The organism is Psychrobacter sp. ASPA161_9, from assembly GCF_051970275.1.
Classification (GTDB): domain Bacteria; phylum Pseudomonadota; class Gammaproteobacteria; order Pseudomonadales; family Moraxellaceae; genus Psychrobacter.
Genome location: NZ_JBEFNI010000001.1, coordinates 409,175 through 421,791 on the forward strand (window position 1 = coordinate 409,175; position 12,617 = coordinate 421,791).

Annotated in this window: 12 protein-coding genes; 3 read left to right on the plus strand and 9 right to left on the minus strand. The window is 42.5% G+C overall.

All coding sequences use genetic code 11. From position 1 onward, the window contains the following. Positions 1-50: 50 nt before the first annotated feature. The 7 genes from gspM to ACTQ9S_RS01565 form a co-directional block, all read right to left on the minus strand. Positions 51-617: a type II secretion system protein GspM gene (gspM, locus tag ACTQ9S_RS01535; protein ID WP_440453431.1), complete on the minus strand. Its 567-nt coding sequence runs from the start codon at positions 615-617 to the stop codon at positions 51-53. A gap of 166 nt (positions 618-783) precedes the next feature. Beyond that, entirely contained in the window at positions 784-2,097 is a 1,314-nt protein-coding gene (gene gspL / locus ACTQ9S_RS01540) for a type II secretion system protein GspL (protein ID WP_440453683.1), read from the minus strand. Between the two features lie 52 nt (positions 2,098-2,149). Continuing rightward, positions 2,150-2,608: a phosphohistidine phosphatase SixA gene (gene sixA, locus ACTQ9S_RS01545; RefSeq protein ID WP_068036087.1), complete on the minus strand. Its 459-nt coding sequence runs from the start codon at positions 2,606-2,608 to the stop codon at positions 2,150-2,152. A 43-nt stretch (positions 2,609-2,651) separates the two neighbouring features. Continuing rightward, positions 2,652-4,082 carry an NAD(P)H-dependent glycerol-3-phosphate dehydrogenase gene (locus ACTQ9S_RS01550; RefSeq protein ID WP_350656835.1) on the minus strand — a complete coding sequence of 477 codons (1,431 nt, stop codon included), beginning with the start codon at positions 4,080-4,082 and terminating at the stop codon, positions 2,652-2,654. Between the two features lie 95 nt (positions 4,083-4,177). Next, positions 4,178-4,831, minus strand: coding sequence for a nitroreductase family protein (locus ACTQ9S_RS01555; protein ID WP_440453433.1), 654 nt, complete (start codon positions 4,829-4,831; stop codon positions 4,178-4,180). Positions 4,832-5,017: 186 nt separating this feature from the next. Next, positions 5,018-6,124, minus strand: a complete 1,107-nt coding sequence (gene zapE, locus ACTQ9S_RS01560) for a cell division protein ZapE (protein ID WP_068036089.1) — start codon at positions 6,122-6,124, stop codon at positions 5,018-5,020. 81 nt (positions 6,125-6,205) lie between these two features. Further along, the gene (locus ACTQ9S_RS01565) at positions 6,206-6,859 is read right to left on the minus strand and encodes an alpha/beta hydrolase (RefSeq protein WP_068036091.1); all 654 of its coding nucleotides are present in this window, start codon (positions 6,857-6,859) and stop codon (positions 6,206-6,208) included. Between the two features lie 346 nt (positions 6,860-7,205). Here ACTQ9S_RS01565 and ACTQ9S_RS01570 point away from each other — a divergent pair, with 346 nt between their 5' ends. The 3 genes from ACTQ9S_RS01570 to xseB all read left to right on the plus strand — a co-directional run bounded on the left by ACTQ9S_RS01570 (position 7,206) and on the right by xseB (position 9,755). Beyond that, positions 7,206-7,574 (plus strand): hypothetical protein, encoded by a 369-nt coding sequence (locus tag ACTQ9S_RS01570; protein ID WP_068328027.1) that lies wholly within the window; start codon positions 7,206-7,208, stop codon positions 7,572-7,574. A gap of 188 nt (positions 7,575-7,762) precedes the next feature. Beyond that, on the plus strand, positions 7,763-9,268 hold the full coding sequence (gene xseA, locus ACTQ9S_RS01575) for an exodeoxyribonuclease VII large subunit (protein WP_068328029.1): 1,506 nt from the start codon (positions 7,763-7,765) through the stop codon (positions 9,266-9,268). Positions 9,269-9,509: 241 nt separating this feature from the next. Then, positions 9,510-9,755: an exodeoxyribonuclease VII small subunit gene (xseB, locus tag ACTQ9S_RS01580; protein WP_440453435.1), complete on the plus strand. Its 246-nt coding sequence runs from the start codon at positions 9,510-9,512 to the stop codon at positions 9,753-9,755. 7 nt (positions 9,756-9,762) lie between these two features. Here xseB and pncB read toward each other — a convergent pair whose 3' ends face one another. Both pncB and ACTQ9S_RS01590 read right to left on the minus strand, forming a co-directional pair. Next, positions 9,763-10,989 carry a nicotinate phosphoribosyltransferase gene (gene pncB, locus ACTQ9S_RS01585; protein ID WP_440453437.1) on the minus strand — a complete coding sequence of 409 codons (1,227 nt, stop codon included), beginning with the start codon at positions 10,987-10,989 and terminating at the stop codon, positions 9,763-9,765. Between the two features lie 312 nt (positions 10,990-11,301). Continuing rightward, positions 11,302-12,615, minus strand: coding sequence for an erythromycin esterase family protein (locus tag ACTQ9S_RS01590; RefSeq protein WP_440453439.1), 1,314 nt, complete (start codon positions 12,613-12,615; stop codon positions 11,302-11,304). Positions 12,616-12,617 lie beyond the last annotated feature (2 nt).

Genomic DNA, 12,617 nt, shown 5'->3' on the forward strand with positions numbered 1-12,617 from the left:
TTTTTAACAAGAGCTTTCCAAAGTAGTTTTCAGAGTGGCTTTTAAAAGTATTAAGAAGTGACAGTCGCTTGCACTTGCATCTGCTTGGTAGCCAAATCCTGCTGCATCGATAGCTGAGTGAACTGCCACCCTTGCTGTTCAAGCTTACCAAGGGCGACACTTACAATCGCTTGGCTAGGATGACTAAAGCTCAATTGCACTCCTTCGCCATTAGCAACCACTTGCGCATTATCGATACCAGAATTATTTAACGTAGCATTCACACGACTAGCTGGCGGCATTGCATCAGCGCCATCTTGAGTATTGGCAGCATTTAATGCATTTGGGTCAATGTTACCTGCCTGCGAACGTAACCAAAAATAATCAGCGACTTGCTCTTGGTAATCAGCTTTACTGTCTTTAGCAGCTTGATGGACACTATAGCCACCGTAACCACCAATGAATAATAGTAGAAATAATAGCAAAACAGCTAATGCTAACTGATCACGAGGAGATAATGTCTGCCAGCGCGACCACAGGGCATTTTGGTAGTTACCGACGCGTTCTGATAACGCATTGGTGACTGGCTGATTATGGGTAGCACGGCTAGGTTTAGCACGGCGCTGTAATAGTTTCATTACCTGACCTTGATGGATGGTATAAAATTTGTCTATGAATTCGTAGTTAATAAATGAATAGTAACTGACTATTAAACACAATGGGTAGCAACCAAATTGGCGCATGACTATAACTGTCAAAAACTATGATCGTCAAACCCTCATAAATTTATCAGACTACAAAAATCTAAGATTGAGCTGAGCTGTCTGTGGCAGCAGGATCATTTTCGATATTAACAGTAATCTGGCCACTAAACTGCCCCTGCTCATTACTATTGACCCGCTCTAAACTAGCAGCGATACCTTGGCCAGTCAATGTGCTAGCAAACTGATCGAGACTACCACGATCTGGCGCTATCAATGTAAAGCTCAGCGCGGTTGGTTCCATAACCAACGCCTGTGCATGTAACGAGGATTGCTTAATAAGCGGTGATATCCGTGCCAATACTGCTAAATGTGAAGCTGATTCTTGGCTGTCGCTACGTAGTTTTGGCTGCATCTGCACTTGCAGCTTAGTACGACTGGTATTGAGCACTTCATCAGGGAACCAAGATTGATACTGAGCTGCGATTGCTGTCTGCGTGGCATCGGTTGCAATATTATAGCGATAGATTTGCAAGCCATCGGTTGCCATTTGCAATACCAATGCTGACAGTGCGACCATCATAGCTATCCGCAAATAAGGTGATAGCTGGGTATCTGATGACTTAACAAAGAAATTAAGCGCATGCCGTTCTGGAGTTTCAATTGGCATGGGAACAGTGGATAGCGGTGTCAATAATATCTGCTGTTCAGTCAATAAAGCAGCTGTTTCTGTCGCGATATTAGAGTCTAGTGTCGATTCTGTTGCTGGTTCTAAAACAGTCTTCTGCAAATCAACATGATTGTCCACCATATCATTAAATGCATCAGCTGGAGAGCTGACAGTTGACTGTATTGAGCGTAGTAAACAGACTTCACTTAAATGCGGTAAGCGCTCAAACATTAACGGTAAATAACTGACCGCTAACCCCTGGCGCTGCGATTGTCGCAATAGAGCGGTATATTGATCTTGATATAAGACTACTTGCTGGCCTGCCCCTTCTTCAGGAATAGGCAACAGCAAAAAATCTGGTAGTAACGCATTGATACTTAAGCCAACCAAAGCGGCGCTCTGTTTCCATGCTTCTATATCACTCTCAGCCAATGCGTACAGATGATGTGCATGGGTATCACTAATCTGGCGAACGGCTAACTGCTCAACTGGTGCTAGTGATGTCTCTTCAAATAAATACTGTTTGCCTGTGCTACCGAGCTGCTTAAGCTGGGCTGCATTAAGCTTGGTATCGACTTGTAATAAATGACTGGAAGGAAAATACAGACACAGTGATGTATGGCTACTTCTACTATTGCCGTAGATATCATACAGTTGCTGCCAGCCGCTAACAGATTGCCACTCTTTTGCATCAGCATGCCAAACTGCTAACGGACTATGTTGCGCTCTTATCCAAACATGTAACACCAAGCGTGTCCTTACTTATGAGACTAATTATTAAAATAAAACCAACCATTAATTAATACGGCTGCTGCGGCACAAAACGGTCTATTTCTGTTGCCATACCGGTCATGACAAATTCCATCTCAAAAACGCGCGCTTCAGCCAAAGCAAATGACTCAGGACTATCGCCAGTCAGTAAACTGGCAAGATAGGCGATGATAGACATATGGCAAACCACGACCAAAGATTCTGCTTCAATCTTTGCAATATCTGCTAACGCTACATGGGCATCATCAGATGGGGTAATATTATCTTGTATCGTAACTGGCACTGTAGGAGCGCGCGATTGCAACTCAGCTAACGTTTGCTGCGCTCGTTTGTAAGGGCTCACTACAAAGTGGTCTGGCGCATAACGCCCAATAATATAATCAGCTGTTTGTGAAGCTTGCTGTTGTCCATAGTCGGTCAGTTGACGTGCACTGTCTGGACGAGTCTCATCTTCTGCTTGCCCATGACGCATCAATATAATTTTCATAATATCCCTTTAGCAAAACTTCTTATGTGCTGTTTTATCGAACTCACTTTTTGTCTTTATTAACATCATCTTTGTTAGCAGTATCTTTTTTAGCAACTTTATTTTTAGCTGAATCATCATCAGTATTAGTAACGTTTTCAGAGTCTTGTTCTTGGTCTTGGTCATCTGAATTCTTAGCAGCCGCTTGCATCTGGGCAGTAAGCGCAGCATTACTATAATCATGTGGCATTACAAATTCGACATCGCTACGGAACCCTGCTTCCATCAAATGCAATGCAACACCTAATGCCGCTTTATCTTCATAGATAACAGCATAGAGTGCATGTGTAATTGGCATATATATGCCTTCTTTAGTCGCTTTTTCATGCACTTGCTGAATGGTATTGACCCCTTCAGCAGTTTGTCCAAGTTTCTTTACTGCCGCATCAATGCTCATTCCGCGTCCGAGCATATTACCGATTTGATAGTTACGGCTCAGCTCTGAGCTACAGGTGGCATATAAATCACCAACCCCTGATAAGCCTAAGAAAGTTAATGGATTAGCACCAGTCTCAACTCCGAAGCGACTCATTTCTGCTAACGCGCGCGTCAACAGCATAGCTTTAGTGTTCTCGCCTACATCGTATGCAGCAGCCATACCCATGGCGATCGCATAAATATTTTTGAGCGCACCGCCAAGCTCTACCCCATGAATGTCATCGCTGGCGAATACTCGAAAGAATGCACTATGCAACGCTGCTTGTACCGCATGACGCAGTGGCTCTGAATGACTAGCAATTACCGTAGCCGACGGCATATTTTTCATAATCTCAATAGCAAGGTTTGGCCCTGACATAACCCCAAAGTTTACTTCTGGCAACTCATCTTTGATGATGTCGCTCATCAGAGCAAAGGTATCTTTTTCCATACCTTTAGTTAGAGATACAATCGATTGCCCCGTAATAAATGGGGCGATATTTTTAAGAGTTTCACGGAAAGCTAAGCTCGGTACGGCAAGAAAGATAATATCTTTATCTTTAACCGTTGACTCTAAATCATGGCTATACTTAAGGCGATCATCCAACTTGTAACCTGGCAGATATTTTTTATTCATCTGCGATTTAGCCATGGCTTTAACCGTACGCTTATCGCGAACCCAAAGCGTCGCATCACAACCATTACGCGCCGCTAAGTTTGCCATTGCCGTACCAAAACTACCACCACCTAAGAATGCTAAGCGCAATTGAGCTGGATTATCACGTACCTGCTCCATATTCTTAGCGACATCTGCTTCAACGGAACTAGGGTTAAGCTTTCTACGTCCAAGCCCTGATTTGGTAGCACGCTCGATAATGCTTGCCAGCAGCCCACTAGATTTTTCAGCATTGATTTGGTCTGAATCTGTATCAGTGGCCTTTTTATTAGGAACTACTTTATCAATAGCCTCTTTCTTAGGCTTTTTATTAGAAGTATTGTTTTCAGTAGAGCTTGTCATATCTAGTTATCCGTGTTGACTGCTTATTTCATTTAGGCAGATTACACTGTCTGCTTAAAAAGGTATAGCGTTATGTGAGGCTTTGAGTTTGACACTTATGATTCGAAGCGTACTAATGGCTCGATATCAATAGATTTACGTGTAGGTTCATCCTTAGGACTGGTGCCAGTATAAACAAAAGCCGTCACATAATCATCTGGACCTACATCGAAATATGCTTTTACCGCTGGTTCGTTACATAGTAATCCAGTGCGCCACACCGTACTGAAACCTTGCGCTTTTAAAGCTAAAATTAGATTTTGCACAGCGGCGCCCGCACTTAACATTTGCTCAAAAGGAGGCACTTTTTTGTGCGCCTGCATGTGGGTGACGACAGTAATGATGAGAGGTGCACGTAACGGCATCGTATGGGTCTTTTTTATGGTTTTTTCAGACAACTCTTCACCATCTTGCAGCGCTTTTGCTTGTGCAGCCTCAACAAGCGCACGACCTAACTCATGACGAGCATCACCTTCAGTCACTATAAAGCGCCATGGACGCAGCTTTTTGTGATCAGGAGCTGTTGCAGCGCACTCAATGGCAGCTTCGATCTGAGAACGAGTCGGCGCTGGAGCATCCAGATTACCCATACTGCGTCTTGAGTTAATCCAGCCTATCATCTCTTCGCTCGTGAGCGGGACGCTATCAGTCGCTATATTCTCAACAAGTATTTTTTTATCGTTTTTATCTTTATTGTCGTCAGGTTCCATTATTTATCCTTGCTTATTATTGTGAAATGCCAGCGCTATTTTATCGATTAAAGCTATTTTTTTATGAATGTAATATTGTTATAGAAATCATTTAAAATACTCACTCATAAATGCTATGAGTTGAGATTAAGACCAACAGTAAACAAAGACAGCCACCTTTAACGGCTGTCTTTCAAAGAATAGTAATTACGCAGCGTCAACATCTTCAACGCGATGCTCCATTCTTAGGTAATCTTCTGATTGCATTTCAAGCAAGCGTGAACGCGTACGTTCAATCTCAAACGCCAGTTTCTCCCCTTGATATAACTCAAGAATTGACTGCTCCGCGCGTACCAACAGCTTGACGCGGCGATCATAAAACTCATCTACAAGATAAATAAAACGGCGAGTAGGATCACGTAAGTCATCATCTAATGCTGGTACTGCATTGACCAATACCGTATTAAATTGCTTAGCGATTTCAATAAAGTCCGAAGCGGAACGCGGCTCCATACATAGATGACGAAAGTCGCAGAACAAGATATCTTCGGTGCGGGCATTGATTTTGATTTCACGACCATTAATGATGATAGGCTCGTTACTGATTTTTTGATTATTAGATAAGCTGGCAAAACGGTTGGCTAACCAATGGTGATTGGCTTTGGTCATAGGCGACTCGTACAACTCCGCTTGCTGCAATACGCGCAAACGATAATCAATGCCAGAGTCAATATTCATTACAGTGGTATGACGCTCAACTTCAGCGATAGCGGGCATAAAACGATCACGATGCAAACCGTCTTTGTACAGTCCTGATGGTTCAATGTTTGAAGTCGCCACTAAAGTAACGCCGCGATTAAACAACATGGTAAACAAATCGCCTAAAATCATAGCATCAGAGACATTGGAGACAAAAAACTCATCGAAACAGATAATCACTGCTTCTGCATAAATAATATCAGCAACTTTTTCGAGTGGATCACTCTCGCCTTGTATCGCATTTAACTCGCGATGCACGCGCTGCATAAAGTGATGAAAATGCTGACGCATCTTGCGATCAATGGTCAATGAATCATAAAACATGTCCATCATCCAAGTTTTACCACGACCAACCCCGCCCCACATATACAGACCTTTTGGTGCGGCAGGCTTGGATTTTAGAAAGCTGAAAAAGCCTTTTTTCTGTTCTGCACTACTATTGAGCTGATGATAAAGCTCATCAAGGTAGCTCATGGCCTGATATTGCTGCTCATCTCGAGTAAACTCATCAGTATTGATAGCTTGCTCATAGCGTTGCAATGGGGATAATCTCATAATGCGACTCATCGTTAGACAAAATAATTAATTGTGTTTGGACTACTCTATACAGTTGACACGGCTTAATTTAAACCATACTTACTGACTAAAACTGTGCTGTTCAAGCAGCTTCTTCAATTCGGATAAGCGTCCATGGAAAAAATGTCCTGCGCCGTCCACGACACTGACAGCAAGCCCTAAGCGGTCAGCAAAAGCCTGCATATTCTCAGGGTCAATAACCTCATCAGCATTACCGTAAATCTCAAAAGTTTTATCAACTGGTAAGCTCAAATCACTACTGTCGTTCTTTTCTACTGATGGCGCAATAAGGGCAACTTTTGAAATCTCAAAATCACTCAACCCCCAAATATGCGAGGCATCAAGCACCTGCTCAGCAACGCGCGCTGTGACATAACCGCCAAAAGAAAAACCACCAAGCCACAGTTTGCGGGCATTGGTTTGTTCTGCGATCCATTGTAGCACGGTCATTGCGTCCACTACTTCACCTTCAGCATAATCATGCTCACCAGTTGACTGCCCCACACCGCGGAAGTTAAAACGCACCACATGCATGCCATTATCGCGTGCAAAACGGTACATAGTCGTGACTACTTTATTATTCATCGTGCCGTCGAACAGCGGATTGGGATGACAAAGTAGTGCCACCGTATCAGTATTCGCATCATTCGGATTATCTTGTTGCCATAGTGCGTCAACTTCGAGCACGCCAGCAGGAGCAGGAATCAATTGCATAGACTTACTTACTAATTAAGAATGGATACGTTAATTATCCTAGATATGATTTATATTTCAAGTGATTTGCTGTGTACTGGTGGTGTTTGTCTTGTTTTTGCTCTATCACAATTAGCAATAATCTAAAATTATTAGCAATCTTATCGCGTTTTCAATTAATTCAATGGCAAAATGCAATATCACTGCAATATCGAACACAATAACCGCCTAGACACTTAAGAGTCGAATAGGTTAGATTTACGCTGTCTATGAATAAACTGATTAGATGACGAGATAGTTGCCTAACTCATATTTGATTTTTATACTTAAGTTTTAATGTTTGATTTTCAGGAACTAGGAATAATTTATGAATACTTTTAATAAAACCGCAACCTTAACGGCTACTTTAGCCGCAGCTCTCGCATTGAGCGCTTGTCAAAGTACGCCTTCATCTCCTGTTATCCAGCGTGCCAACTCTATTTATGAGACAACTGGCATTGCAGATACCAAAGTAAAAGCTCAAAAAAATGCGATAGACAGTGCGCAAAAAACTTGCCGAAGCAAACAAGTTATTATTGTCGATGACAAAGTCAAATATAACGGTATTTTAGATGAACGTACTGGCCGCATGGTTGGACAGGCCGGTGCAGTCCTCGGTTCAATTTTTGGTACTGGCTCGCCAGACTTGTCACGTAGCGACGACTATGAGTATACGATCAACTTCCGTTGCCAATAACGTTAACATTGCTCAGAAAAACACTGTGATTTAGCATTTAGCCAATAAGTCTGCGAGAATAATAATATATTAATCGCAGGTTTGTTGGCTTCTCTTTTTGTGTGTGCATTTTTAAGTTAAACTATCCTGTTCAATGTTTAGCACCCCCTAGTCAACCTGTAAGTCTTAACTACCTTTGGTCTACTATTATGCGTAAACCCAATCTTTCAAACGTTAAACAAGCTAAGGTCTTAGCGCCTGCAAAAGATTTAGCGACTCTAGAGGCCGAACTCGCTGAGCAAGAGAATAGTCTAGAATTAGAAGACACTGTCCTGCGTTTAAGTGACTACTTGTCAGCGGTTGAGATGGTTATCAAGCAGACCTTTGACCACCGTGTATGGGTAAAAGCAGAAATTCGTAATCTGTCTAGCAAAGGTGGACATTATTACTTTGAATTGGCAGAAAAAGATGACGATGGCAAAGTCATTGCCAGCTGCCGTGGTAACCTCTGGCGCTTTAAAGCCGCACGCGTATTAGCGAAGTTTGAGCGTGCAACCGGTATGCCGCTTGATCGTGATTTGACGGTACTCCTTAAAGTATCGGCAGGTTTTCATGCTCAATATGGCTTTTCGCTGACTATTGAAGATATTGACCCCAGCTACACGTTAGGAGATTTGGCGCGTCAATATGCCGAGATGGTCGACCGTTTGACGGGTGAAGGACTATTACACCTTAATCAGCAGCTGCCTACTCCATTTGATATTGAGCATGTGCTGGTCATCGCCCCTGAAAAGGCTGCCGGATTGGGCGACTTCCAAGCCGATGCAGATCGCTTAGCGAGTACAAGTGCTTGTCATTTTCATTATCATAACGCCACTTTTCAAGGTAATCATGCCCCGAGCGAGATCCGTCAAGCGATCGTCAGTGCTCAACAGCAATTCCAAGATACTTATCAGCGTTTGCCTGATTTGTTAGTGATTATTCGCGGTGGTGGTGCAGTAGGTGATTTGGCTTATCTCAATGATTATGAGCTCGCCGCCCTAGTTGCTGAGCAGCCTATCCCTGTGTGGGTCGGTATTGGTCACGAGCGTGACAAAGTTATCTTAGATGAGGTGGCACATACTAGCTTTGATACGCCATCTAAAGTGATTGCAGCTATAATGGCGCATTTAGCCCAGCTAGTCACTCAGACGCTGCAATACCAAGCGCAAATCAAACAAGCAGCGCAGCGGCAATTAAACACTGCTGAGCAACAGACGACACGCCAGTTAAGCCAAATACAATCGCAAACTATCGGCCAGCTAACGGCACTGCAAAAAGATAGTGATTATGCGTGGCGTAGTATTCAGCAAAGCGCCCAGCGCCAAGTTAAGCAAGCAGCAAGATTAACAAGCGATCTGCGCGCGCAGACTCAATCCTCTGCTTATCAGCAGTTAACAATCGCTGCTACTTATAGTCAAGACTATCAAAAAACTGTTATGCAAAGTGCTCAGCAACAAGTCATACAAGCACGACGGGACAGCGAACATCTGCGTGATATTGTACTCTTGCATCGTCCTTCTCGTGTGCTCAAGCAAGGCTATACCATGCTTACTGATGCAAAAGACAAGCAAATACTGACCAGCAGTACGCAGCTTTATTCTGAGCAAACGGTACATATTGTCTTAAAAGATGGTAAAGCAAAAGCACAAATTATTGATGTGGTGGCCAAGTAGTTATAGTCTATTTACTATAAAAGATACAGGTCTACTGAGATAAATTTTGCGCAGCCTCTGGAGTGACGAAGTCGCACAGCAAGCAAGGAAAATTTGTACCAGCAGCCGATTACAATGGGTGTGCTTCTTTTATTTAGGATCAACCATAATAAGTAATATCAACAACCATTGAAATCAAAACTTTTAATGACTATTTATCCACCTTTTTTCTTAACCTTAGACTTGAATATTAGGAAACCTTATGACAACCCCTACTCGCCGACGCAAAAAAGCCGCCCCAAAAACCTTTAAGGCGGCTTACGATATTCTAAAAACCAATGCTGCTGAACTACAACAACAAGATGAGCCAGACATTGATAATCTAATGACAACGGTTGAAGAGTCAATCGCCGCTTACCGTGTTTGCGAAACCCGTATCAATGCCGTGCAACAAGCACTAGATGCGGCGTTTGCTGAAGAAGATAACACAGAGAATAGTAACAGCTAATTCAGCTCTATTCAGGCTCATCAACCTCAAAGACTTGGCGCAGATAGGCAAGATAGGTATCATTATTGATCATAGTCTTGCCTGGGCTGTCAGACAATTTAGCGACTGGCTGCCCATTGCACTCAACCAATTTGAGGACGATGTTTATCGGGGTGATACCCATATCATTGGTGAGATTGGTACCAATGCCAAAGCTAGTTTTTATCTGATTTTTAAAATATTGATGCAACTCCCAAGCATTCTCTAGATTCAAACCGTCACTGAAGGTCAAAATCTTAGTCTTAGGATCTATTTTTAGCTTTTTATAATGAGCAATCGCCTTATCACCCCAGATATACGGATCGCCACTATCATGACGCAGGCCGTCAAAAAGCTTGGCAAAATATAAATCAAAGTCACGTAAGAACGCGTCCATTCCGACGACATCTGTCAGCGCAATGCCTAAATCGCCACGATACTCATGCACCCACGCTTCAAGGGCGGCTTTTTGGGAGTCACGTAAGCGCACATCCAAGGCCTGAAATGCTTGCATAAACTCATGCGCCATTGTTCCTATTGGTGTCATTCCTAGTTTTTTCGCTAAATAAACATTTGATGTACCGCTAACGATATTTGGTTCAGCTTTGTGCAAGGTCTCAACCACATGAGCTTGCCAAACTTTACTAAAGCGCCTACGAGTACCAAAATCAGCGACGATAAAAGGCGGCGTGTCATGGCTATACTTTGCTTGTTCCTCTGCATATTGATGCAACAACGCAACTTTTGCGTCCAGTCTACGCTGTCCTTCTTCAATGACACTAGGATCTGATAGGGCATTGAAATATAGCTCATTCACTATCGCCAAGACAAAAACTTCGAAGAACATCGCCTGAATCATAGGCCCTTCGATATCGATACATAAACGGCCTTTTCCATCGGTACTGACAGTGATAAAGCGACGCTTCAGCTTAAACAATTCCAGATAATCAACGAAGTCTGAACGAATAAAGCGCAAACCACGCAAATATTCCAATTCATCTTCTAAAAATCGTAACTCACACAAGCTATCTAGTTGATGCTCTAATGACTCTTTGATATCGGCTAACGGATAGGCCGTGTCTTTATTATTGCGGCAGCGAAAGCGATAAACGCCATGCGTCTGCGGAAACTGATGCAACATGGCTTGTAACATCGTAAATTTATACAAATCGTTATCGAGTAACGAGGTAATAATAGGTGCATAGGTAACGGTCATGCTATGGCCTTAAAAACGCAAAAATAAGAAATAAACGTCACCAATATGTAAAGCGACATAATATAAGGGCGATAAGCTTACAACGCCTACTAAGCGTGAGTTATCAGTAAAAAGTTAAGTATAACGAAGTTTGTTGTTTTTTTCAGAATTCGCTCTTGATTGCAGCAAAATTACTACGCTTGCCTATGGCGGGCTTGTCCTCAATCTGCACCTTAAGCTAGACCTCTTGCAAAAGTAGCACTTCATTGAGCTTTATGAACGAAGCTTCAAGGCTTAGCACTGATTTATGCAAGAGGTCTAATACATTAATATTTATAAACCAAACGGGAAGGTATCGAATGTTCCTTCCCCTATCTCTTTCGTCAAAGCTTCAACCGCACGCGTCTTATCAAACCAGATATACTCATCAAACTGAAAGGGCAAAGAGGCATAAAAATAATGACTCTGTCGCTCAGTTTCAGGTCTATAAATGACGCCTATCGCTCGTTCTAATCGCTCTGGGAGTAATTCTTTACGGATGTCTTCATTAAGTGGATAACGCAATGGTAAAAGAAAATTATCAGTAGATACCTCATGAAAAACACGTTCATAACTGTCAATATGTGAGGGCTGTACTTGTTTTATCTCCATTGGCCCTCCCCATTCAGAAGCAGCGGCAACAGTACCGTAATCGGTGCCAAAACCTATATTGTAAGCTTTGTCACCATATTTTTGACGTGCCAATTGACCTATATTTAATTCTCCACGTGCGCTCATTTGAGTTGCCCGAGCATCACCAATATGCGAATTATGCGCCCAAACGACAGCCTTTGATTTGGAGCCTCTAAACTCAAGCACCGCCTGTAGTGTTTCAAACATATGTTGATCACGCTGGTTCCATGAGTTGCTCTCAGCATAATATAGAGTACGGTAATAACGTTCGGCATTGACTATCAGCTTGGCATTTTGTTCAGCGTCAAAAAATTGTTCTCTATTGGCTATAGAATATTCTAAATATTTCTTGAGTAAACCCTGTAGATTTCTGAGCACTTCTATCTCACAGCCCTCATGTTGCTTGTTTGCAATAGCCTGACTGTACAAAGCAGGTTCATCTGCCCAAGGCATCAGACAGCCATAACGCTCGCGGGCAATTTTTGCAGTCTTAGGATCTACTTGCTGTAAATAGTCCAATACCGCTTCAATAGAACTGTATAAGCTGTATAAATCCAGACCATAAAATCCTACTTTTTCTTCTGAAGATTCTGTTTTATCATTGTATGCATGAAGCCAATGGGTAAATTCAAGCATGGATTGATTGGCCCACATCCAAGTAGGAAATCTGGAAAAAGGCTTATTTTGAAGCAAAGCATCCTGTTCTCTGCCATGAATATAACGATGGATATGCGCGGCATCTGGCCAGTCAGCTTCAGCAGTGATAATAGTAAAACCTTTCTTTTCTATGAGTTCTTTAGTTATACGTGCCCGCATTTCATAAAATTCAGCCGTTCCATGTGATGCCTCGCCAAGCAACACAACACGGCTGTCTTCAATACGCTCCATGAGATTATCTAGATTGACGTCATCAATATTTGCAAAATGTTCACTTGATTGATCAATTAATTCAGGCAAAGTCCTATAATTTTTCATTA

Coding starts and splice junctions, on each gene's coding strand:
- pncB (WP_440453437.1), bottom strand. CDS start 10,989: ATGACCGTTACCTATGCACCTATTATTACCTCGTTACTCGATAACGAT.
- ACTQ9S_RS01555 (WP_440453433.1), bottom strand. CDS start 4,831: ATGGAACCTGACGACAATAAAGATAAAAACGATAAAAAAATACTTGTT.
- ACTQ9S_RS01565 (WP_068036091.1), bottom strand. CDS start 6,859: ATGCAATTGATTCCTGCTCCTGCTGGCGTGCTCGAAGTTGACGCACTA.
- ACTQ9S_RS01570 (WP_068328027.1), top strand. CDS start 7,206: ATGAATACTTTTAATAAAACCGCAACCTTAACGGCTACTTTAGCCGCA.
- ACTQ9S_RS01590 (WP_440453439.1), bottom strand. CDS start 12,615: ATGAAAAATTATAGGACTTTGCCTGAATTAATTGATCAATCAAGTGAA.
- xseB (WP_440453435.1), top strand. CDS start 9,510: ATGACAACCCCTACTCGCCGACGCAAAAAAGCCGCCCCAAAAACCTTT.
- xseA (WP_068328029.1), top strand. CDS start 7,763: ATGCGTAAACCCAATCTTTCAAACGTTAAACAAGCTAAGGTCTTAGCG.
- sixA (WP_068036087.1), bottom strand. CDS start 2,608: ATGAAAATTATATTGATGCGTCATGGGCAAGCAGAAGATGAGACTCGT.
- gspM (WP_440453431.1), bottom strand. CDS start 617: ATGAAACTATTACAGCGCCGTGCTAAACCTAGCCGTGCTACCCATAAT.
- zapE (WP_068036089.1), bottom strand. CDS start 6,124: ATGAGATTATCCCCATTGCAACGCTATGAGCAAGCTATCAATACTGAT.
- ACTQ9S_RS01550 (WP_350656835.1), bottom strand. CDS start 4,082: ATGACAAGCTCTACTGAAAACAATACTTCTAATAAAAAGCCTAAGAAA.